The organism is Erwinia persicina (assembly GCF_019844095.1).
In the GTDB taxonomy this organism is placed as follows: Bacteria; Pseudomonadota; Gammaproteobacteria; order Enterobacterales; family Enterobacteriaceae; genus Erwinia; species Erwinia persicina.
Map to the genome: position 1 here is coordinate 1,585,818 of NZ_CP082141.1, position 21,764 is coordinate 1,607,581.

Sequence of the window (21,764 nt, forward strand, 5' to 3'; positions counted from 1 at the left end):
ACGCATAATGAAAACGCTGCTGATAATCGATTCCTCTCTTGGGCTGGCAACGGGCTACCTGGCTAAAAATATAACCACTGCGGCTGCGGCAAGCGCAGGACTGACGCTGACCGATAATCCGGCAGAAGCGGATCAGGTTATTGTCGCGGGCAAGAACATTCCGGCTGACAGCAACCTGAACGGCAAGGCCATTTACCTGGCGGATATTGAGCAGTTACTGCGTCAGCCGGCAGAGGTGCTGGCAAAAGCGCAAACGGAGGCCCGTCCTTATCAGGCACCGGCAGCCGCCGCCCAGCCGGCAGTCGCGGCACCGGCAGCCGCAACCGGACCTAAACGCGTTGTGGCCATTACCGCCTGTCCAACCGGCGTGGCGCATACCTTTATGGCTGCTGAGGCCATCGATACCGAAGCGAAAAAACGCGGCTGGTGGGTGAAGGTGGAAACCCGGGGTTCAGTGGGTGCAGGCAATGCCATCACCCCTGAAGAAGTTGCGGCGGCCGATCTGGTGATTGTGGCCGCAGACATTGAAGTCGATCTGGCGAAATTTGCCGGCAAGCCGATGTACCGCACCTCGACCGGACTGGCGCTGAAGAAAACGGCCCAGGAACTGGATAAAGCCGTGGCAGAAGCCCGGGTTTACCAGCCTCAGGGCGGTCAGTCTTCCGCCCCGGATGAGAAAAAAGAGAAAGCAGGCGCTTATCGTCACCTGTTGACCGGCGTGTCTTACATGCTGCCGATGGTGGTGGCCGGTGGTCTGAGTATCGCACTCTCCTTCGCCTTTGGTATTACCGCGTTTAAAGAGCAGGGTACGCTGGCCGCTGCGCTGATGCAGATTGGTGGCAGCAGTGCGTTTGCACTGATGGTACCGGTGCTGGCAGGCTTTATTGCCTTCTCCATTGCCGACCGTCCAGGTCTGACCCCGGGGCTGATTGGCGGGATGCTGGCAACCAGTATCAATGCCGGTTTCCTGGGCGGTATTATCGCTGGTTTTATTGCCGGTTATGCGGCGAAATTCCTCAGTTCTAAGGTTAAACTGCCGACCAGTATGGAGGCGCTGAAGCCGATTCTGATCATTCCGCTGGTGGCGAGCCTGATTACCGGTCTGCTGATGATCTATGTGGTCGGTAAGCCGGTCGCGGGTATCATGTCGGGTCTGACCGCGTGGCTGGCAAACATGGGTACGGCTAACGCGGTGGTGCTGGGCGCGATCCTCGGTGGCATGATGTGTACCGACATGGGTGGCCCGGTGAACAAAGTGGCCTATGCGTTCGGTGTGGGGCTGCTCAGTTCGCAAACCTATGCCCCGATGGCAGCGATTATGGCGGCCGGTATGGTGCCACCGCTGGCAATGGGTCTGGCAACGCTGGTTGCCCGTCGGAAATTTAACAAAGGTCAGCAGGAAGGCGGCAAAGCTGCGCTGGTACTGGGCCTGTGCTTTATCTCCGAAGGGGCTATCCCGTTTGCGGCCCGCGATCCGATGCGTGTTCTGCCTTGCTGCATTATCGGCGGCGCAGTGACCGGTGCGATGTCGATGGCGATTGGTGCCAAACTGATGGCCCCTCACGGCGGTCTGTTTGTTCTGCTGATCCCTGGCGCAATCACCCCAGTCGTGGGTTACCTGGCGGCGATTATTATCGGTACGCTGGTGGCGGGTCTGTCTTACGCGGTGTTGAAACGCCCGGAAGCGGAAGCGCTTAAGGTCTAATCCTGGCAACGGGATAACAAAAAAGGGGCTGACCTTCTTCTCTGGTCAGCCCCTTTTTCATTTCTTCATTCAGGCAAATTGTTGCTCTGACTTCAGCCAGGCAATCTCATCTTTCCAGATATCCGGATTGACCGTCTCCAGAATCATCGGGATACCGTCAAAACGCGCATCCTTCATCAGCCAGCTGAACACGGTTTTACCGATATTGCCCTCACCCAGGCTGTGGTGGCGATCGACCCGGCTGTTAAACTCGCTTTTCGCATCGTTCAGATGCATGCCGCGCAGGTACTGAAAGCCAACAATACGCTCAAATTCAGCGAAGGTGTTCACGCACTCTTCATCGGTACGCAGATCGTAACCACCGGCAAAGGCGTGGCAGGTATCAATGCAAACCCCAACGCGGGATTTATCTTCCACGCCATCGATAATGGCCGCCAGATGTTCAAAGCGGAACCCGAGGTTGCTGCCCTGGCCGGCGGTATTTTCAATTACCGCCGTCACGCCTTCGGTTTTATCCAGCACGATATTGATCGACTCAGCGATGCGCTGCAGACATGCTTCTTCACTGATCTGATGCAGATGGCTGCCAGGGTGGAAGTTAAGCAGTGTCAGCCCCAGCTGCATGCAGCGCGTCACCTCATCATGGAAAGCTTCCCGTGACTTCTCCAGCGCTTCCGAAACCGGATGACCAAGGTTAATCAGATAGCTGTCGTGAGGCAGGATCTGCTCCGGTTTGAAGTGATGTTTTTCACAGGCGGTACGAAAGGCCGAAATCACTTCATCAGTCAGCGGGGCCGCGCGCCACTGGCGCTGGTTTTTGGTAAAGAGCGCGAAGGCCGTGGCTTCCAGCTCTACAGCGCGTAGTACCGCCTGATCCACACCGCCAGCCGCGCTGACGTGGGCACCGATATATTTCATGCCGTTCTCCTGTTGATGATCTGCTCAATGGCAGGCGGATCATCATAACCGGAAACGGACGGAAATCATGCCATCAAATGCGCAACCAGCAGGTTGATCGCACCGCCACCGACAATCAGCCAGATAAACAGAATCAGTCCCAGCAGGATTGGACGCAGGCCCGCGCGCTTCAGCTGGCTGAAATGGGTGGTCAGGCCAAGCGCTGCCATTGCCATCGCCAGTAGGAGGTTATCCAGTTGATTAATCATGTTGACCGCGTGCGCAGGCAGCAGATGCAGGGAATTAAACAGTGCCACGATAATGAACAGCAGGGCAAACCATGGGAACGAAAGGGCGCTTTTCGTCTGCCCGTCTGCCAGCGGCTGGCGGCGTTTTACCCACCAGCCGAGGGTCACCAGAAACGGAGCCAGCATCATTACGCGCAGCATTTTTGCAATGACCGCTGCATTCTCAGCCTCCGGGCTGATGGCATGCCCGGCGGCCACCACCTGGGCAACTTCATGCATGGTTGAACCGGTGTAGACACCATAATTTTCCGCCGTCACCCACGGGAACCAGTGAACAGCCAGCGGGTAGAGCAGGGGATAGAGAAATATTGCCAGGGTACCAAAGATCACCACGGTGGCAATCGCCACGGCTACCTTCGAGGCTTCTGCCTTGAGTACCGGCTCGGTCGCCAGCACGGCGGCAGCACCACAGATACTGCTGCCCGCGCCAATCAGCCAGGCGGTATCACGATCCAGCCCGAATAGTTTGCGACCAAGCCAGCAGGCCAGCATAAACGTTGAGCAGAGCGTCAGGGCATCGATAATGACCCCACTCACTCCCACATCGGCAATCTGCTGAAAAGTTAAACGGAAGCCATAAAGAATAATGCCCAGCCTTAGCAGCTTCTGTTTAGCAAAGATAATGCCCTCATCGCAATACTGATAGATTCGTGGATACAGCGTATTGCCCACTATGATGCCTGCCACGATGGCCAGGGTGAGCGCCCCCAGCCCCAGTGACGCAATCTCAGGGATGCCCCCCGCCCAGATAGCCAGTGCAGCAATCCCTGCGGCCAGCGCGACCCCCGGAATGAAATGCGTAAGCGGATGATGATGTTTATTGAGCACGATGTCAGCCATATCTCTCCCTCCATAAATGACAGGGATATGATGAAAGCAGTTTGCTTAAAAGTGAAATTGATTATATTTTTATAATTAACAACTATAAGTGTTAAGGGAAGGCCGCTGCGTAGCATCATGACGGGCCACATGAAGAATGTTCAGGTTGAGGAAGGATCATGCATATAACGTTGCGACAGCTGGAAGTGTTTACAGAGGTGCTAAAGAGCGGTTCAACCACTCAGGCATCTCAGGTACTGTCGTTATCACAGTCAGCGGTCAGCGCGGCACTGGCCGATCTGGAAGGTCAGCTTGGCGTGCAGTTATTTGACCGGGTAGGCAAGCGTCTGGTGATCAATGAGCACGGGCGACTGCTGTATCCGCGGGCTGTCGGGCTGCTTGAGCAGGCACTGGAAATTGAACAACTGTTCCGTGAGGACAACGGCGCGCTGCGCATCTCTGCCAGCAGCACCATCGGCAATTACCTGCTGCCGGGCATGATTGCCCGCTATCGCCGTGATTACCCGCAGTTGCCGCTGGAACTGAGTGTGGGTAACAGTCAGGATGTCATCACGGCGGTGGCCGACTTTCGCGTCGACATCGGCCTGATTGAAGGTCCCTGCCACAGGGCCGATCTGGTCACCGAGCCCTGGCTGGAAGATGAACTGGTGGTGTTCGCCGCCCCGGGGGCAGAGATCCTCAGCAAACCGGTGTCGTTACAGAGCCTGGCGGGCGCGCCCTGGATCCTGCGTGAGCATGGTTCGGGCACCCGTGAAATCGTCGATTATCTGCTGATCTCACATCTGCCGCAGTTCGATCTGGCGCTGGAACTCGGGAATTCAGAGGCGATTAAAAACGCGGTACGACACGGTATGGGGATCAGCTGTCTGTCCCGCCGAGTGATTGCCGAACAGCTGGAAATGGGCACGCTGGTCGAAGTGGCGATCCCTCTCCCTGCGCTGAAGCGCACACTGTACCGGATTCACCACCGCCAGAAGCACCTCTCTAAGGCGTTAAGTCGCTTCCTCAGTTACTGCACGGAATAAAGAGGCAGGATCGCCAGGCAGGGATAAATCCGGGGCCGCACGGGCGAGCCTTTTTCCGATTGTCCCGGGCGACTGGGGGGCTCCAGCTTCGTCAGCCTGACAACGCTGCGCTAATAATTCCCCGCCAGTTATGAAGCTAACTTATAACGTGGTGTTATCGCTATACGACCCCGGGCAGGTTGCTATAATCGCGCCTTATTTTTTGCAAGGCGCAGCGTTTAAACATGGATCATGACACAAAAACAACACAACCCCCTGGGTTAAGACGGGCTCTGAAAGCACGTCACCTGACGATGATCGCCATAGGCGGATCGATTGGTACCGGCTTATTTGTCGCTTCTGGTGCCACCATTTCACAGGCCGGCCCCGGCGGAGCACTGCTCTCGTACATGCTGATCGGCCTGATGGTGTACTTCCTGATGACCAGCCTCGGTGAACTGGCGGCATTTATGCCTGTTTCAGGCTCATTCTCTACCTACGGCGCGAAATACGTCGAAGAAGGCTTTGGTTTCGCCCTGGGCTGGAACTACTGGTACAACTGGGCGGTGACCATCGCCGTTGACCTGGTGGCGTCCCAGCTGGTGATGACCTGGTGGTTCCCGGATACCCCGGGCTGGATCTGGAGCGCGCTGTTCCTCTGCCTGATCTTCCTGCTCAACTACATCTCGGTAAAAGGCTTTGGTGAGGCAGAATACTGGTTCTCCCTGATCAAAGTCGCGACCGTGATCATCTTTATTATCGTCGGCGTCGCGATGATCGCCGGCATTATGCGCGGTGCAGAAAGTGCGGGCTGGCATAACTGGGAAATCGGCGATGCCCCCTTCTCCGGAGGCTTTGCGGCAATGATTGGCGTGGCGATGATCGTCGGCTTCTCGTTCCAGGGCACCGAACTGATTGGTATTGCGGCCGGTGAGTCCGAAGATCCGGCGAAAAATATTCCGCGTGCGGTGCGTCAGGTATTCTGGCGTATCCTGCTGTTCTATGTGTTTGCCATCCTGGTGATCAGTCTGATCATCCCATATACCGACCCCAGCCTGCTGCGCAACGATGTCAAAGACATCAGCGTCAGCCCGTTCACGCTGGTATTCCAGCATGCCGGTCTGCTGTCGGCGGCGGCAGTGATGAATGCCGTGATCCTGACGGCAGTGCTGTCAGCGGGGAACTCCGGTATGTACGCCTCAACCCGTATGCTTTATACCCTGGCATCGGAAGGGAAAGCGCCGCGCATCTTCGCCAGACTGTCGAAGGGCGGAGTGCCGCGTAACGCGTTGTATGCCACCACGGTAGTGGCCGGGCTGTGCTTCCTGACCTCGATGTTCGGCAATCAGACCGTGTATCTTTGGCTGCTGAATACCTCCGGGATGACCGGCTTTATCGCCTGGCTGGGCATTGCCATCAGCCATTACCGCTTCCGTAAAGGTTATATGGCACAGGGACGCGACCTGGCAGACCTGCCGTACCGTTCAGGTTTCTTCCCGCTGGGGCCGATTTTTGCCTTCGTGCTCTGCCTGATCATCACGCTGGGCCAGAACTATCAGGCATTCCTGTCGGATACCATTGACTGGGGCGGCGTGGCGGCGACCTACATCGGTATTCCGCTGTTCCTGCTCATCTGGTTTGGCTTTAAACTGACGCGTAAAACGCGCTTTGTGAAGTACAGCGAAATGGAGTTCCCGACGTTCGATAAGTAACGTTCAACGGGGTAAAAGAGAGGCGCGTATCCTGCGCCTTTTTTTATGTTACGAAAACAGACTCAAAATATTACTGATAAGTATTATCATTTGCTTTATTTTAAGCGGCATTAATGACAATGAACAGGTATTGAGTATGAGCTTAACCCAGGAACCCGTGCAGCATACGGGTAAGACAGCGCCTGAGGGCGTGATGGGCCGTTATCATCAGCTACTGCGCCATCGTCTGTTGATTATGGCCGTACTGGTGGTAGCGATTATTGCCTCGCTGGTGCTGGACTTTACCCTCGGTCCGTCAGGGCTGTCGTTACCGGTGCTGTGGCAAACCCTGCTGTCGCCGGAGTCGGTGGATGCCGGCACACGGGTCATTGTCTGGGACATCCGGCTACCCTATGCGCTGATGGCGGTGATTGTCGGCCTGGGGCTGGGGCTGGCCGGCGCTGAGATGCAGACCATCCTCAATAACCCCCTTGCCAGTCCGTTTACGCTGGGTGTTTCCTCTGCGGCCGCCTTTGGCGCGGCGCTGGCGATCGTGCTGGGTATCGGTATTCCCGGCATTCCCGACCAGTGGTTTATCTCGGCCAACGCCTTTGTGTTTGCGCTGATTGCCGCTCTGATGCTGGATGCGGTCACGCGCTGGACCCAGGTGTCAACCTCCGGGGTGGTGCTGTTTGGTATCGCGCTGGTCTTCACCTTCAATGCGCTGGTTTCCATGATGCAGTTTATTGCCAGTGAAGATACCCTGCAGGGCCTGGTGTTCTGGACGATGGGCAGCCTGGCGCGCGCCTCGTGGGAAAAACTCGGCGTGCTGTGCGTTGCCCTGCTGGTTCTGGTGCCGTTCTCCATGTTAAGCGCGTGGAAGCTTACCGCGCTGCGTCTGGGCGAAGATCGTGCGGTCAGCTTTGGGATTGACGTGCGTCGTCTGCGTCTGATGACCCTGCTGCGCATCAGCGTGATCTCTGCGCTGGCGGTAGCTTTTGTCGGCCCGATAGGCTTTATCGGCCTGGTTGCACCGCATATTGCGCGAATGATTTTTGGTGAAGATCACCGCTTCTACCTGCCGGCCAGCGCACTGACCGGGGCGCTGGTGCTGTCGATGGCGTCAGTGGTGTCGAAGAATCTGATCCCGGGCGTGATCATTCCCGTCGGCATTGTCACCTCGCTGGTGGGCGTGCCGTTCTTCCTGAGTATTATTCTGCGCCATCGGGGGAGTGTCTGATGCAGGGGCTGAAAATAAGCGGCTTTCATGCCGGGTATCCAAAACGTCAGGTCATCAGCAATCTCAATGTACCGCTGCTGCCGCAGGGAAAAATCACTGTCCTGCTGGGGCCTAATGGCTGCGGGAAGTCGACGCTGCTGCGTTCGATGGCCGGGCTTAACCGTGCCAGCGGCGAGCTGTGGCTGAACGGAGAAGACCTGATGGCGCTGCCGTTCGCCCGGCGCGCGTCACGCGTGGTGTATCTGCCACAGTCGCTGCCTGCGGGGGTGCACCTGCACGTGCTGGAATCGATCATCGTGGCACAGCGGGCCAGCGGCGGGCGCAGCAATGCCAGCAGCGAAGCCGAAGTGATGGCCCTGCTCGAACAGTTGGGTATTGCGCATCTGGCCCTGAGCTATCTTGATCAGCTCTCCGGCGGGCAGAAGCAGCTGGTCGGTCTGGCACAGTCGCTGATCCGCCGCCCGGAGCTGTTACTGCTGGATGAACCGTTAAGCGCCCTGGATCTGAACTATCAGTTCCACGTGATGGATTTAGTACGCCGCGAGACCCGCCTGCGCAACATCGTCACGGTAGTCGTCGTGCATGATATCAATATCGCGCTGCGCCACAGTGAACATGTCCTGATGCTGCAAAACGGGGAGCTGGTTGCTGACGGTCTGCCGGAAGCGGTGATTACGCCGGACAGTCTGGCGCGGGTCTACGGGGTGAAAGGGCGGATTGAGCGCTGTTCGCAGGGCGTACCGCAGGTACTGATTGACGGCCTGGTGGAAGCACCGGCATTTTGATAGAGGAGCGACCGAAACAGAAGGTCGCTCCTGCAGATAGCCGGATGTAAGGGCCGACCTTTTTGGGTCGGCTTTTTTACACCAGCAGGTGCTGCGCGTGGAAGCGCAGATGATCTTCCACAAAGCTGGCGATAAAGAAGTAGCTGTGGTCGTAACCGGGCTGAATACGCACGGTTAACGGGTAATTCAGCTCTGCCGCGAGGGTTTCCAGCCGTTCCGGACGTAACTGATCGGCCAGGAACTGATCGCTGTCACCCTGATCGACCAGCATCGGCAGCACCGCGCCGCCGTTACGCATCAGCCAGCAGCTGTCATACTGCTTCCACGTGCTGACATCCTCTCCCAGATAGGCGCGGAAAGCTTTCTGTCCCCAGGCCACTTCCAGCGGGTTAACGATCGGCGCGAATGCCGAGGCGGAACTGAATTTTCCCGGGTTGCGCAGGGCAATCATCAGTGCCCCGTGGCCGCCCATGGAGTGTCCCATGATTGCCTGACGATCGCTGACGTTGAAATTACCGGCGATCAGCGCGGGCAGTTCGCTGTTGATGTAATCATACATGCGAAAATGGTCTGCCCACGGCGCTTCGGTGGCATTGAGGTAGAATCCGGCTCCCTGACCCAGGTCATAGCTGTCATCGTTTGCCACGTCATCGCCGCGCGGGCTGGTGTCCGGCATCACCAGCACCAGCCCCAGTTCGGCAGCGACGCGCTGCGCACCGGATTTGACGCTGAAATTTTCGTCACTACAGGTCAGGCCTGCCAGGAAGTACACCACCGGAGGGGGCATGCTGCCCTTAGGCCCGGGTAAAAAAATACTGAAGGTCATCGCGCAGTTGAGGCTGGCAGACTGATGGCGATAGCGCTGCTGCCAGCCGCCAAACAGCCGATGTTCTTCAAGCAGTTCCAGAGTTGATGGCATCCTTTCCTCTCTTATTTTTTTGCGAAATGCACCACGGAACGGATCGACTTCCCTTCGTGCATCAGGTCGAACGCCTCGTTAATCTCTTCCAGCGGCATGGTGTGGGTAATAAAGTCATTAAGCTGGAACTCACCGTTCATATAGCGATCGACAATACCCGGCAGCTGTGAGCGGCCTTTTACGCCACCGAAGGCGGAACCCCGCCATACGCGGCCGGTGACCAGCTGGAACGGACGGGTGGCAATCTCTTCACCGGCACCGGCCACGCCAATAATCACGGATTCGCCCCAGCCTTTATGGCAGCATTCCAGCGCGGAACGCATCACGTTCACGTTACCGATGCACTCGAAGGAAAAGTCCACGCCGCCGTCGGTCATCTCCACGATCACATCCTGAATCGGCTTATCATAATCTTTCGGGTTGATCAGGTCGGTCGCGCCCAGCTTACGGGCCAGGTCGTATTTGCTGGTATTGATATCAATCCCGATGATACGGCCCGCTTTCGCCAGTTTTGCCCCAATGATCGCCGACAGCCCAATACCGCCCAGGCCGAAGATCGCCACGGTATCGCCTTCTTTTACTTTCGCCGTATTGGTCACTGCCCCCATGCCGGTGGTAACACCGCAGCCCAGCAGGCAGACTTCTTCCAGCGGCGCTTCTTTGCTGATTTTTGCCAGCGAAATTTCCGGGATCACGGTGTATTCAGAGAACGTTGATGTGCCCATATAGTGGAAAATCGGCTGGCCGTCTTTGAAGAAACGGGTGGTGCCGTCCGGCATCAGGCCTTTTCCCTGGGTAGAACGAATGGCCTGGCACAGGTTTGTTTTGCCGGACAGACAGAATTTACACTGGCCGCATTCCGGGGTGTACAGCGGGATCACATGGTCTCCGACGGCGACGCTGGTGACGCCTTCGCCCACGGCTTCTACTACACCACCGCCTTCATGGCCCAGTACCGCCGGGAACACACCTTCGGGGTCTTTACCTGAAAGGGTATAAGCATCGGTGTGGCAAACGCCGGTGGCCACGATACGGACCAGCACTTCTCCCTTCTGCGGAGGCATCAGGTCCAGCTCTTCAATTTTTAGGGGTTCACCGGCGGCCCAGGCGACGGCGGCACGGGTTTTAATCATCTGCATGTGTTGCTCCTGTCATTTTGAATAGTGTAATAAGCGTAACCAGGCTTGACGAAAACAGCTGTTAATCGCTGGACTTCTCATCAAATTGTTCAATAATCAGGTACTTCAGCGCCTCGACATTCGGTGTGAAGGCATCGCGACGCCACACCAGTCGGGTCTCGGTATCGCGCAGGTCGGGCGGCAGGGGATGCTGACGCACGCGAACATGGCCGGGCATCTGCGCCAGCAGCGCCGCCGGCAGTAAGGCCACTCCGCCCCCGCTGGCGACGCAGGCCAGCATGGCGTGGTAAGACTGGATTTCCATCACGTTACCCGGCTGGACGCCCGCAGCACGGAACCAGTTCTCAAAACGCAGGCGGTAGGAGCAGCCGGGACGAAAGGCAAACAGCGTACAGCCTGCGGCATCGCCTGGCGTCACAATCGGCGGATGCTCCAGGCTGGAGATCAGTATCATCTCTTCCCGAAACGCCACGCAGCTGTTCAGTTCGTCGCCGTTAACCGGGCCATCAGCGAGCGCAGCGGCCAGGGTGCCGATGCGCACTCTTTCCATCAGTTCGGCGGAGGTGCCGGTGCTGAGTGCCAGGTTCACGGCAGGGTAGCGCTGGTGAAACTCCGCCAGCAGAGACGGCAGCCGTGTTGCAGCGGTGCTCTCCATTGAGCCCAGCGCAAAGTTGCCTGCGGGTTTCCCCCCGTGCGCCATATTCATTGCCTCTTCACTCAGCGTAAGAATGCGCTGGGCATAGCAGAGAAAATTATGGCCCATCGGTGACAGCCGCAGACGCTGCTTCTCGCGGATAAACAGATCGGTACCCAGCTCTTCTTCGAGCTGACGCAGGCGCGTTGTGAGGTTTGACGGCACCCGGTGCAGCTGCTCGGCAGCCCGCACCAGCGAACCGCTGTCGGCAACGGCGCAGAACATTTTTAGCTGAGTCAGATCCATTTATTCTCTTATCGTAAGCAACTTAGTTAATATTATTCACTTTTCGTGATTCTAACCATCACGCATGCTGATGGCAACTAAAATGGGGCAGGAGTTAAAAATGGCGGTTCGTGTTGCTTTGTGCGCTTTTCTGACGCTGGTCGTGGCCATGGGAATAGGGCGCTTTGCCTTTACGCCGCAGGTGCCGTTAATGATAGCTGAACATCAGCTGTCGCTGACCAGCGCTGCCGTAGTGGCCGCATTCAACTACCTCGGCTACCTGTGCGGATCCTTTGATGCGATGCGGGCGACGCGGCGGGTGGAGTGGCGTCTGCAGGCGGGCGTCTGGGGGGCGGTGATACTGACGCTGATGTCTGCGTGGGCCTCCGGCCCGTGGCAGCACGGGCTGGTTCGCTTTCTGGTGGGCTGGGCCAGCGGCTGGGCGATGGTGCTGATTGCGGCGTGGAGTAACGAACAGCTGCATCGCTACCAGCGCCCCGGATTGAGTGCCGCGGTGTTTGCCGGCCCGGGTACCGGGATTTTCATCAGCGGGATGCTGGCGGTGGGGCTGCACAGCCATCAGGTCAGCGCCGCCTGGGCCTGGCTCGCCTATGGCGTTCTGGCACTGGTGCTGGTGGTGCTGATAGCGCGAACACTGCCGCGTACCGGTCAGCTGCATCGCCCGGAAACCGCCCCGGAACCGCTGCGTCTGACCCCCGGCCTCCGGCGGCTGGTGTGGAGCTACAGCCTGGCCGGGTTTGGCTATATCCTGCCCGCGACGTTCCTGGCGCAAATGGCGACCACGCGCTTTCCCGGGTTGATTAGCCAGTTTGTCTGGCCGGTGTTTGGCGGGGCAGCGGTGGTGGGCATCGTCATCGGTATCCTGACCCGCCACCTCGGCAGCAGCCACCGTCGTCTGGCGCTGGTGCTGTGGGTGCAGGCGGTCGGGGTATTTGCCTCTGATATGATCCCCGGACTGGGTGGGCTGGCGCTGGGATCGGCACTGGTCGGCGGCGGGTTCCTCTGCGTGGTGCAGCTTTCCCTGCAGTACGCCCGCGAACTGGCCCCGCTGCATACGCGCTATCTGGCCGGATTACTGACCACTGGCTATGCGGTAGGGCAACTGGTGGGGCCGCTGCTGTCGGCGCTGTCCACTCTGCTGACGCACCGGCTGGAACCGGCGCTGTATGTGGCGGGGGCCGCCCTGCTGGTCGCGGGTGCGCTGGTGTGGCGACGTGAGCCTGCGGCCGAGTGACAGGGTTTCAGTGACAAATACGCTGATTCACTGGATCGGACACCAAATGTGTACCAAAATAGCGCCTCAGAAATTCCACCGGGTTGCGTTAACCTGGTCAGTCACACCAGCCGGAGAAGAGAAAAACATGGCGACGTTAAGTCAGGAAGCCACACAGGTTCATGAGGCACTGGTTGCCCGTGGCCTGGAAACCCCGCTGCGCGCACCCGCACGTGAAATGGACGATGACACTCGCAGGCAGCTGATCGCGGGTCATATGACCGAAATTATGCAGCTGCTCAATCTTGATCTGGAAGACGACAGCCTGGCGGAAACGCCGCAGCGTATTGCTAAAATGTATGTGAATGAGGTCTTTTCCGGACTGGATTATGCCAACTTCCCGAAAATCACGCTGATTGAAAATAAAATGAAAGTGGACGAGATGGTCACCGTGCGGGATATCACGCTGACCAGTACCTGCGAACACCATTTTGTGATTATCGACGGCCGGGCGACCGTGGCCTATATTCCGAAAGATAAAGTCATTGGCCTGTCGAAAATTAACCGTATCGTGCAGTTCTTCTCTTCGCGCCCGCAGGTGCAGGAGCGTCTCACTCAACAGATCCTGCTGGCGTTGCAGACCCTGCTCGGCACCAATAACGTCGCGGTTTCCATCGATGCCGTTCACTACTGCGTGAAGGCCCGCGGTATTCGTGATGCGACCAGCGCCACCACCACGACGTCGCTCGGCGGGCTGTTTAAGTCCAGCCAGAATACGCGCCAGGAATTTCTGCGCTCGGTTCGCCATCGTTAACAGGGCCTGACGCGGGCGGGTCCTTCGGGGGCGGCCTGCGCCAGCCTTTATCCCCTGTCGGGGCGGATTCTTTTTCGGTCCGCCTTCTTGCCACAGCGTCGTTGTGGGGAACCTTTTATGTCCCGTATTCTTCCTCTGGATTTTATTCGCGGGCTGGCCATTCTCGGCATTCTGCTGCTGAACATTACCGCCTTTGGTCTGCCGAAAGCGGCCTATCTTAATCCTGCCTGGCAGGGGTTGCCCTCGCTGTCTGATTTCGTTGTATGGGCGGCAATGGATCTCTTCGCTCAGGCAAAATTCCTGACGCTGTTTGCCATTCTTTTTGGCGGCGGGCTGCAACTGCTGCTGCCGCGCGGCAAGCGCTGGATACAGTCACGCCTCTCCTGGCTGGTGATCCTGGGCTTTTTGCACGCGCTGCTGCTCTGGGAGGGGGATATTCTGCTGGCGTACGGCCTGACCGGACTGATTGCCTGGCGCATGATCCGCGACGTGCCCGGCACGCGGCAGCTGTTTAATACCGGCGTGATGCTCTATCTGATTGGCAGTGGGGTGCTGGTGGTGCTGGGCATGGCCTCCGGACACACGCCCAACAACTCGTGGCTGCCGGGAGCCGCCGACGTTCAGTATGAAACGTTCTGGCGCACGCACGGCGGCTGGGAGGCGGTGGCTAATCGTCTGGATATGCTGGGTTCATCGCTGATGGCACTGGCAGCGCAGTATGGCTGGCAGCTGGCCGGACTGATGATGCTGGGGGCGGCATTAATGCGTTCGGGCTGGCTGCGCGGCAGCTGGAGTCTGCAACACTACCGCCGTACCGGGGCACGATTGGTGATCTTCGGGATGCTGATTGAGGCCGCGTCAATTGCGTTACAGTGGTACGTCAAATGGGACTTCCGCTGGGCCGGGTTCTTCCTGCAGGTGCCGCGAGAAATCAGTGCTCCCCTGCAGTCGCTGGGCTATGCCGCGCTCTGCTTTGGCTGGTGGCCACAGCTGCAGCGCTGGCGTCTGACGCTGATGGTCAGTGCCGTCGGCCGAATGGCGCTGAGCAATTATCTGTTACAGACGCTGATCTGCACCACGCTGTTTAACCACTTTGCCTTGTTTAACCACTTCAACCGCCTGCAGTTATTGCTGATCGTGCCGCTGGTGTGGGGCGTTAACCTGTTGTTTTCCCACTACTGGTTACGGACTTTCCGGCAGGGGCCGGTGGAGTGGCTATGGCGGCGTCTGACCGCTGCCGGACTCTCTGCGGAACAGAAACCCCCGGCGGAAGATGATATGCATCACAAAGGTTAAAAAATTGTATGTAACCGTTTTCAAGCCTGTGACGGAATTCACGTAGCATGGGGCTCCCGCCTGACAGAATAGACGCCAGAATGCGTTTGGGTCAGGAAGAGCTATGCAAAAAATATGCTTCTGTGGTGATTGCTTATGATTACCATACGTGATGTCGCCCGTGAAGCGGGTGTTTCGGTTGCCACCGTCTCCCGGGTGCTGAATAACAGTGCGGCGGTCACCGGCGACACCCGTGAAACGGTGCTGAAAACGGTTGCACGCCTTGGTTACCGCCCCAATGCCAATGCTCAGGCACTGGCCACTCAGGTCAGCGATACCATCGGTGTGGTAGTCATGGACGTGTCCGATCCCTTCTTTGGCGCACTGGTGAAAGCGGTAGACACCGTGGCCCAGCGCCTGCAAAAACATGTGTTAATCAATAACTCCTATCATCAGGCTGAAAAAGAGCGTCACGCCATTGAGGTGCTGATACGTCAACGCTGTAATGCCCTGATTGTGCATGCAAAAGCGCTGGGAGATCAAGAGCTTGCCTCGCTGATGCAGCAGGTACCCGGCATGGTGCTGGTCAACCGTATTATCCCCGGTTTCGCCCACCGTTGCGTCTGTCTTGACAACGTGAGCGGGGCGCTGATGGCGATGCGTATGCTGCAGCAGCACGGGCATCAGCGTATCGGCTATCTTGGCTCGGTTCACCCCATCGAAGATAACGACCAGCGGCGCGATGGCTGGTCACAGGCGTTGAGCGAGCAGGGCGTCACCCCCGTGGAGAGCTGGTGTGCGTCAGGCGAGCCGGATCTGCAGGGCGGTGAGGCGGCCATGGTCGAGCTGTTAGGCCGTAACCTGCATCTGACGGCGGTGTTTGCCTATAACGACAGTATGGCTGCAGGCGCGCTGGCCGCGTTGAAAGATAACGGTATTGCCGTGCCACAGCAGCTTTCGGTGGTGGGGTTCGACGATATACCGATCTCGCGTTATACCGACCCGCAGCTGAGCACAGTCCGCTACCCGATTGTTTCTATGGCAAAACTGGCCACCGAACTGGCGCTGAAAGGGGCTGCGGGAGAGCTGGACAGCAGCGCCCGACACTGCTTTATGCCGACCCTGGTGCGGCGGCATTCAGTAGCAACCCGGCAAAATGTGGTGGCCGTCACTAACTCAGGCGAATCTGAGATGTAACCGTTTCCAATCTGTGAGTAAATTCACAGTTAATTAACAACGCCTTCTCTATGATGACAGCGTCCTGCAGGGTTTGAAACATTATGTAACGGCAACCAGACCCCATCTGATGGTGACGTTGCCCCCCTGTGAAACAGTTTTACACACAGCATTCAGGAAGCATTCCGTACAGGGAAGTCGGGCTTAACGTGAGCCATTGTCGGTGAGGCAGATCGTAAAATTAACATTTACGCCTCGCGGTCACCTAACTGATCGCCCCGTACCCGGTCATCTGCCGGTACGCGGCGTTGAGTACTACCCTATAAAAACCGGAGATACCATGAATAAGAAGGTTTTCACTCTCAGCGCCCTGGTTGCCACCATGCTGTTTGGCGCAACTGCTCAGGCAGCAGATACCCGTATCGGCGTCACCATTTATAAATACGACGACAACTTTATGTCGGTTGTGCGCAAGGATATTGAGAAAGAAGCCAAGAACAACCCGGGCGTGCAGTTGCTGATGAATGACTCGCAGAACAGCCAGTCTACTCAGAACGACCAGGTTGATGTACTGGTCGCGAAAGGTGTGAAAGCCCTGGCTATTAATCTGGTTGACCCGGCAGCGGCAGCCGTCGTTATCAGCAAAGCCAAAGCGAACGATATCCCGGTAGTGTTCTTCAACAAAGAGCCAACGGCAAAAGCCCTGGCCAGCTACGACAAAGCTTACTATGTCGGCACCGACTCGAAAGAGTCTGGCGTGAAGCAGGGTGAGCTGATTGAGAAACACTGGAAAGCTAATGCCGCGTGGGATCTGAACAAAGATGGTCAGATTCAGTTCGTGCTGCTGAAAGGCGAGCCAGGACACCCGGATGCAGAAGCCCGTACTAAATACGTGATCGACACGCTGAACAAAGACGGTATCAAAACGCAGCAGCTGCATCTGGATACCGCGATGTGGGACACCGCACAGGCTAAAGATAAGATGGACGCCTGGCTGTCGGGCCCGAATGGTAACAAAATTGAAGTCGTTATCGCCAACAACGATGCGATGGCGATGGGCGCTGTCGAAGCCCTGAAAGCCCACAACAAATCCTCGGTACCGGTATTTGGTGTTGATGCCCTGCCAGAAGCGCTGGCGATGGTGAAATCTGGCGCGATGGCCGGCACCGTGCTGAATGATGCGAAAAATCAGGCCAAAGCCACGCTGGACATGGCGATTAACCTGGCGGCGGGCAAACCTGCCACCGAAGGCACCGACTATAAACTGGACGGTAAAGTTGTCCGTGTTGCCTATGTACCGGTAGATAAAGACAATCTGGCAGACCTGCCTAAATAAGTACAACCTGATACGGGTGCTGACTGTCAGCACCCGTATCAGGTGTTGAGTCAGGGTGACCTGACTCCACACCACTCAGCCGGGTAGAGATATGGGCAGCGATAACGTGCAAACACAGCGCGAATTTTTACTGGAGATGACCGACGTCAGTAAGTCATTCCCCGGGGTTAAAGCGCTCGATAATGTTAATTTAAAAGTTCGTCCACATTCAATTCACGCCCTGATGGGGGAGAATGGTGCTGGAAAATCAACACTCTTAAAGTGCCTTTTTGGCATTTACAGTAAAGATACGGGGAGCATTCTTTTTCAGGGCGAGGAAGTTAATTACAAGAGCTCTAAAGAGGCGCTGGAAAATGGCGTGTCGATGGTGCATCAGGAATTAAACCTGGTTCTGCAACGTACCGTAATGGATAACATGTGGCTTGGTCGTTATCCGAAGAAAGGCTTTTTCGTCGATCAGGAGAAAATGTATCGCGATACCAAAGCGATCTTCGACGAGCTGGATATTGATATTGATCCACGAGATAAAGTGATTTCACTGTCTGTTTCTCAAATGCAGATGATTGAAATTGCCAAAGCGTTTTCTTATAACGCAAAAATCGTGATTATGGATGAGCCGACTTCCTCCCTGACAGAAAAAGAAGTCAACCATCTGTTTACGATTATTCGTAAGCTGAAGGATCGCGGCTGCGGGATTATTTATATTTCGCATAAAATGGAAGAGATTTTCCAGCTGTGTGATGAAATTACTATCCTGCGCGACGGTCAGTGGATTGCCACTCAGCCCCTGGAAGGGCTGGATATGGACAAGATCATTGCCATGATGGTAGGGCGTTCGCTGAACCAGCGCTTCCCGGATAAGAGCAACGTGCCGGGCGAGACGATCCTGGAAGTGCGTAATCTCACCTCCCTGCGTCAGCCTTCTATCCGCGATATTTCCTTCGATCTGCGCAAGGGTGAAATTCTCGGGATTGCAGGCCTGGTCGGTGCCAAGCGTACTGATATTGTGGAAACCTTATTTGGTATTCGCGAAAAGTCAGGGGGCACCATTAAGCTGCACGGCAAGGCGATTAATAACCACAGCGCTAATGAAGCAATAAACCACGGTTTTGCGCTGGTGACGGAAGAGCGTCGTTCCACCGGGATTTATGCCTACCTGGATATTGGTTTCAATTCACTGATTTCCAATATCAGTAAATATAAGAACAGCATTGGCCTGCTGGATAACAGCCGGATGAAGAGTGATACCCAGTGGGTAATTGACTCTATGCGGGTTAAAACGCCGGGACATCATACGTCGATTGGTTCCTTATCCGGCGGTAACCAGCAGAAGGTGATTATCGGTCGCTGGTTATTAACTCAGCCAGAAATATTGATGCTCGACGAACCGACGCGCGGTATTGACGTTGGGGCGAAATTTGAAATCTATCAGTTGATTTCAGAACTGGCGAAGAAGGGTAAGGGCATTATTATTATCTCTTCTGAAATGCCAGAGTTATTGGGCGTTACCGATCGTATTCTGGTAATGAGTAATGGCCTGGTAGCAGGCATTGTCGAAACGAAGACAACCACGCAAAACGAAATATTGCGTTTGGCATCGTTGCACCTTTAATGATGTAAGGGCTGTTACTATGAAAGCAGTGAATAAGAAAAGTGCACTCACCTGGCTGAAAGAGGGTGGGATTTATGTGGTGCTGATGGTATTACTGGCCATCATTATTATCCAGGATCCGACGTTCTTAAGTTTAATGAACCTGAGTAATATCCTGACGCAATCCTCGGTGCGTGTGATTATCGCCCTGGGCGTTGCCGGTCTGATTGTCACCCAGGGAACCGACCTGTCAGCCGGACGTCAGGTTGGTCTGGCTGCGGTGGTCGCCGCGACGCTGTTGCAGGCGATGGATAATGCTAACAAGGTGTTCCCACACCTGGAAACGCTGCCCATTGCGGTGGTTATCGGCATTGTCTGCGCCATCGGTGCGCTGATTGGCTTGATCAACGGTGTGATTATTGCCTACCTGAAGGTGACGCCGTTTATCACCACGCTGGGCACCATGATCATCGTTTACGGCGTTAACTCACTGTATTACGACTTCGTTGGGGCTTCCCCGGTGGCAGGCTTCGATGAGAAGTTTTCTACCTTTGCTCAGGGCTTCCTGCGTCTGGGTGATTTCAAACTGTCGTACATTACTTTTTACGCGATTATCGCCATCTTTGTGGTGTGGATCCTGTGGAATAAAACCCGCTTCGGTAAGAACATTTTTGCCATCGGCGGCAACCCGGAAGCCGCGCGCGTGTCTGGCGTTAACGTGCCGTGGAACCTGATTCTGGTCTATGCCCTGTCCGGCGTGTTCTACGCCTTCGGCGGCATGCTGGAAGCCGGACGCATCGGTTCTGCTACCAACAACCTTGGCTTTATGTATGAGCTGGATGCGATTGCGGCCTGTGTCGTCGGCGGTGTGTCGTTCGCCGGTGGAGTAGGAACGGTGGCAGGCGTGGTGACCGGGGTGATTATCTTCACCGTCATCAACTACGGTCTGACCTATATCGGCGTGAACCCTTACTGGCAGTACATTATCAAGGGCGGCATCATCATCTTCGCCGTGGCGCTGGACTCCCTGAAGTACGCGCGTAAGAAGTAATGTGCGAAAGACGTGGGCGATTCCTGGCGAATTGCCTGCGTTTTTTCACTACTGGCTGCTGGAATATGCCACGGCTTATCGAACTATCCAGACCGCGGACTCGCCGTAAATACATCCCTGTAGGCTCGTGTTTGCGCATCCCTGCGCTCAACGGTCCGCTAACCTGGATAGTCCCGATTGCCTGCAGGCTACTTTATGGCTGCAAGATAAAATAACGCGCCTATAGGGGCAAAGATCGTGTAGGGGCCGGCCGCTTTTTGGGTCGGCCCTTTTTATTTCAGTGACAGGCTCACAATCCATACACCGGATTTAACGATTCTTCCCCCGTAATTAACAGGAACATCAGGGCTTAATGTCGCTTTATTTATTTTAACAATACTAATCAGGATATGTGTTGGGTTTTTAGAGCACTATGGATGCATTACAAAATATTGAGTCCGGAAAATACCCAATAAGTTGGTTAAAAGACATGTTGTTATGGGGGAGCTGAATTTCGCTAATCCGTCCTCACCTGATATCGTCAAATAAACATATGTTCCTTCCTTCCAGATTGACGTTTTTATAATTAATTTGTAGCATGCAAATACTGTATGTCCATACAGTTTCACTGGTGATGAATATTGATTAAAAACGGTGAGCTTTCATTATCGCTATCAAAGCGCAAGGAAATAAGGAACATATCATGGCGGGATTTAATTATGGTGGCCAGGGCGATGGGACGGGATGGAGTTCTGAAAAAGGTAGCGGCCCAGCGCCGGGTGGCGGTGGCAGTGGCAATGGGGGCAGTGGTTCAACAGGAGGTAACAATGGCGCTAATGGCTCATATGGCCCGGCGGTATCTAAAGCCGTGGGGAACTCATTAGCACGATCGCTGGGTCTTAACCCCGGCGATTTCACCGGGTATTATACGGATGAAAGGGGCTATGTTATGGGTATAACCCCGCTTGTCGGTGGTGATGCCTTTGGCGTTAATCTTGGACCAGCACCCACGGATGCCCCTAAAGCGAATGGTATTCCAAATGGTTTTATCCCTAAGGGTAAGAACTTCGGTGGTTTTGTCACTTTTAAAGGCGATCTGTCAGATGCACGTATCGCTGAGCTGAATAAGATTATTCAGCAGAATGCGCACTTTGCTAATATGAACCAGTCCGGAGAACGTATTTCTCATGCGCGCCTTGTCACCCGGCAGGCAAAGGCTGAGATCGAGTTAATCAATAAAGCGCGTAATAACCAGGCGAGCGATGCGTTAACCAAAGCCAGCGAGCTAATCTCTGATATGGGGGAGAAGCTTAGCGCATTCGCAGGCGCTAAGTATAAAACTGTGGCGGATGATATTGCCAACAGCATCAAGAATTTCCAGGGCAAAAATATCCGTGGCTATAACGATGCGATGAATTCGCTCAACAAAGTGTTAAGCAATCCCTCGTTAAAAATCAGCGCCGGGGATAAAGCAGCGCTATCCAACGCAATGGCACAGGTCAATGCCAACGACATGGCCAGTAAGTTGGGTAATCTGTCTAAGGGATTTAAGGTGGCTGGTTTGGCGCAAAAGGTCAGCAGCGCCTTAGAAAAGGGAGCTTATGGCTTTAAAACCGGTGACTGGGGGCCGCTGATGCTGGAGGTGGAGTCATGGGTGGTCAGTGGTTTGGTGGCTTCTCTGGCAGCGCCACTGATTGGCGCTATCTTAACCCTTTTCTTCGCCAGTGCGGGTCTTCCGACCACCGCCATTGTCGCCGGTTCCATACTGGCGGCAGGTATCATCGCCGCCGCCATTGATGGTGCGCTGGTTGATAAACTTAACAATGCTATCATCAGTCCTGCTCATTAAATAATACGCGGG

The 21,764-nt window shown here is 55.8% G+C and carries 18 protein-coding genes; 13 read left to right on the forward strand and 5 right to left on the reverse strand.

What is annotated here, in order from left to right:
* The first annotated feature begins 7 nt into the window (after positions 1 to 7).
* Positions 8 to 1,705 (forward strand): PTS fructose transporter subunit IIBC, encoded by a 1,698-nt coding sequence (gene fruA, locus K6L24_RS07155; protein ID WP_062742888.1) that lies wholly within the window; start codon positions 8 to 10, stop codon positions 1,703 to 1,705.
* A gap of 69 nt (positions 1,706 to 1,774) precedes the next feature.
* On the opposite strand, the gene nfo is transcribed toward fruA, so the two are convergent.
* Both nfo and K6L24_RS07165 read right to left on the reverse strand, forming a co-directional pair.
* Complete coding sequence (gene nfo, locus K6L24_RS07160; RefSeq protein ID WP_137269796.1) at positions 1,775 to 2,623, reverse strand: deoxyribonuclease IV; 849 nt, start codon at positions 2,621 to 2,623, stop codon at positions 1,775 to 1,777.
* Between the two features lie 65 nt (positions 2,624 to 2,688).
* A complete protein-coding gene (locus K6L24_RS07165; protein ID WP_062742886.1) occupies positions 2,689 to 3,750 on the reverse strand; it encodes a YeiH family putative sulfate export transporter in 1,062 nt (353 codons plus the stop codon).
* Between the two features lie 158 nt (positions 3,751 to 3,908).
* Between K6L24_RS07165 and yieE the strand changes: the two genes are divergently transcribed.
* From yieE to K6L24_RS07185, 4 genes are all read left to right on the forward strand, one after another.
* Positions 3,909 to 4,775, forward strand: a complete 867-nt coding sequence (yieE, locus tag K6L24_RS07170) for a DNA-binding transcriptional regulator YeiE (protein WP_062742885.1) — start codon at positions 3,909 to 3,911, stop codon at positions 4,773 to 4,775.
* 224 nt (positions 4,776 to 4,999) lie between these two features.
* Positions 5,000 to 6,466, forward strand: a complete 1,467-nt coding sequence (locus tag K6L24_RS07175; RefSeq protein ID WP_062742884.1) for an amino acid permease — start codon at positions 5,000 to 5,002, stop codon at positions 6,464 to 6,466.
* A 136-nt stretch (positions 6,467 to 6,602) separates the two neighbouring features.
* Positions 6,603 to 7,685 carry a FecCD family ABC transporter permease gene (locus K6L24_RS07180; protein ID WP_062742883.1) on the forward strand — a complete coding sequence of 361 codons (1,083 nt, stop codon included), beginning with the start codon at positions 6,603 to 6,605 and terminating at the stop codon, positions 7,683 to 7,685.
* Positions 7,685 to 8,470 carry an ABC transporter ATP-binding protein gene (locus K6L24_RS07185; protein ID WP_161975963.1) on the forward strand — a complete coding sequence of 262 codons (786 nt, stop codon included), beginning with the start codon at positions 7,685 to 7,687 and terminating at the stop codon, positions 8,468 to 8,470. The genes K6L24_RS07180 and K6L24_RS07185 overlap by 1 nt, the downstream gene beginning before the upstream one ends.
* A gap of 76 nt (positions 8,471 to 8,546) precedes the next feature.
* On the opposite strand, the gene fghA is transcribed toward K6L24_RS07185, so the two are convergent.
* From fghA to ptrR, 3 genes are all read right to left on the reverse strand, one after another.
* A complete protein-coding gene (gene fghA, locus K6L24_RS07190; RefSeq protein ID WP_222682104.1) occupies positions 8,547 to 9,389 on the reverse strand; it encodes an S-formylglutathione hydrolase in 843 nt (280 codons plus the stop codon).
* Positions 9,390 to 9,400: 11 nt separating this feature from the next.
* Positions 9,401 to 10,528 carry an S-(hydroxymethyl)glutathione dehydrogenase/class III alcohol dehydrogenase gene (locus tag K6L24_RS07195; RefSeq protein WP_062742880.1) on the reverse strand — a complete coding sequence of 376 codons (1,128 nt, stop codon included), beginning with the start codon at positions 10,526 to 10,528 and terminating at the stop codon, positions 9,401 to 9,403.
* Between the two features lie 61 nt (positions 10,529 to 10,589).
* On the reverse strand, positions 10,590 to 11,468 hold the full coding sequence (gene ptrR / locus K6L24_RS07200; protein ID WP_062742879.1) for a putrescine utilization regulator PtrR: 879 nt from the start codon (positions 11,466 to 11,468) through the stop codon (positions 10,590 to 10,592).
* Between the two features lie 100 nt (positions 11,469 to 11,568).
* Here ptrR and K6L24_RS07205 point away from each other — a divergent pair, with 100 nt between their 5' ends.
* The 8 genes from K6L24_RS07205 (at position 11,569) to K6L24_RS22375 (ending at position 21,752) form a co-directional block, all read left to right on the forward strand.
* Positions 11,569 to 12,702 (forward strand): YbfB/YjiJ family MFS transporter, encoded by a 1,134-nt coding sequence (locus tag K6L24_RS07205; protein ID WP_062742878.1) that lies wholly within the window; start codon positions 11,569 to 11,571, stop codon positions 12,700 to 12,702.
* 127 nt (positions 12,703 to 12,829) lie between these two features.
* Positions 12,830 to 13,495, forward strand: coding sequence for a GTP cyclohydrolase I FolE (gene folE / locus K6L24_RS07210; RefSeq protein WP_062742877.1), 666 nt, complete (start codon positions 12,830 to 12,832; stop codon positions 13,493 to 13,495).
* Positions 13,496 to 13,612: 117 nt separating this feature from the next.
* A complete protein-coding gene (yeiB, locus tag K6L24_RS07215; protein ID WP_062742876.1) occupies positions 13,613 to 14,791 on the forward strand; it encodes a DUF418 domain-containing protein YeiB in 1,179 nt (392 codons plus the stop codon).
* Between the two features lie 135 nt (positions 14,792 to 14,926).
* Positions 14,927 to 15,967: an HTH-type transcriptional regulator GalS gene (galS, locus tag K6L24_RS07220; RefSeq protein ID WP_062743100.1), complete on the forward strand. Its 1,041-nt coding sequence runs from the start codon at positions 14,927 to 14,929 to the stop codon at positions 15,965 to 15,967.
* Positions 15,968 to 16,286: 319 nt separating this feature from the next.
* On the forward strand, positions 16,287 to 17,282 hold the full coding sequence (mglB, locus tag K6L24_RS07225; RefSeq protein WP_062742875.1) for a galactose/glucose ABC transporter substrate-binding protein MglB: 996 nt from the start codon (positions 16,287 to 16,289) through the stop codon (positions 17,280 to 17,282).
* A 91-nt stretch (positions 17,283 to 17,373) separates the two neighbouring features.
* Complete coding sequence (gene mglA / locus K6L24_RS07230) at positions 17,374 to 18,894, forward strand: galactose/methyl galactoside ABC transporter ATP-binding protein MglA (RefSeq protein WP_062742874.1); 1,521 nt, start codon at positions 17,374 to 17,376, stop codon at positions 18,892 to 18,894.
* A 19-nt stretch (positions 18,895 to 18,913) separates the two neighbouring features.
* A complete protein-coding gene (gene mglC, locus K6L24_RS07235) occupies positions 18,914 to 19,924 on the forward strand; it encodes a galactose/methyl galactoside ABC transporter permease MglC (protein WP_062742873.1) in 1,011 nt (336 codons plus the stop codon).
* Between the two features lie 682 nt (positions 19,925 to 20,606).
* Positions 20,607 to 21,752, forward strand: coding sequence for a colicin-like pore-forming protein (locus K6L24_RS22375; protein WP_222682105.1), 1,146 nt, complete (start codon positions 20,607 to 20,609; stop codon positions 21,750 to 21,752).
* Positions 21,753 to 21,764 lie beyond the last annotated feature (12 nt).

Coding starts and splice junctions, on each gene's coding strand:
- yeiB (WP_062742876.1), top strand. CDS start 13,613: ATGTCCCGTATTCTTCCTCTGGATTTTATTCGCGGGCTGGCCATTCTC.
- mglA (WP_062742874.1), top strand. CDS start 17,374: ATGGGCAGCGATAACGTGCAAACACAGCGCGAATTTTTACTGGAGATG.
- galS (WP_062743100.1), top strand. CDS start 14,927: ATGATTACCATACGTGATGTCGCCCGTGAAGCGGGTGTTTCGGTTGCC.
- mglC (WP_062742873.1), top strand. CDS start 18,914: ATGAAAGCAGTGAATAAGAAAAGTGCACTCACCTGGCTGAAAGAGGGT.
- ptrR (WP_062742879.1), bottom strand. CDS start 11,468: ATGGATCTGACTCAGCTAAAAATGTTCTGCGCCGTTGCCGACAGCGGT.
- K6L24_RS07175 (WP_062742884.1), top strand. CDS start 5,000: ATGGATCATGACACAAAAACAACACAACCCCCTGGGTTAAGACGGGCT.
- K6L24_RS07205 (WP_062742878.1), top strand. CDS start 11,569: ATGGCGGTTCGTGTTGCTTTGTGCGCTTTTCTGACGCTGGTCGTGGCC.
- K6L24_RS07185 (WP_161975963.1), top strand. CDS start 7,685: ATGCAGGGGCTGAAAATAAGCGGCTTTCATGCCGGGTATCCAAAACGT.
- K6L24_RS07165 (WP_062742886.1), bottom strand. CDS start 3,750: ATGGCTGACATCGTGCTCAATAAACATCATCATCCGCTTACGCATTTC.
- K6L24_RS07195 (WP_062742880.1), bottom strand. CDS start 10,528: ATGCAGATGATTAAAACCCGTGCCGCCGTCGCCTGGGCCGCCGGTGAA.
- mglB (WP_062742875.1), top strand. CDS start 16,287: ATGAATAAGAAGGTTTTCACTCTCAGCGCCCTGGTTGCCACCATGCTG.
- folE (WP_062742877.1), top strand. CDS start 12,830: ATGGCGACGTTAAGTCAGGAAGCCACACAGGTTCATGAGGCACTGGTT.
- nfo (WP_137269796.1), bottom strand. CDS start 2,623: ATGAAATATATCGGTGCCCACGTCAGCGCGGCTGGCGGTGTGGATCAG.
- fghA (WP_222682104.1), bottom strand. CDS start 9,389: ATGCCATCAACTCTGGAACTGCTTGAAGAACATCGGCTGTTTGGCGGC.
- yieE (WP_062742885.1), top strand. CDS start 3,909: ATGCATATAACGTTGCGACAGCTGGAAGTGTTTACAGAGGTGCTAAAG.
- K6L24_RS07180 (WP_062742883.1), top strand. CDS start 6,603: ATGAGCTTAACCCAGGAACCCGTGCAGCATACGGGTAAGACAGCGCCT.
- fruA (WP_062742888.1), top strand. CDS start 8: ATGAAAACGCTGCTGATAATCGATTCCTCTCTTGGGCTGGCAACGGGC.
- K6L24_RS22375 (WP_222682105.1), top strand. CDS start 20,607: ATGGCGGGATTTAATTATGGTGGCCAGGGCGATGGGACGGGATGGAGT.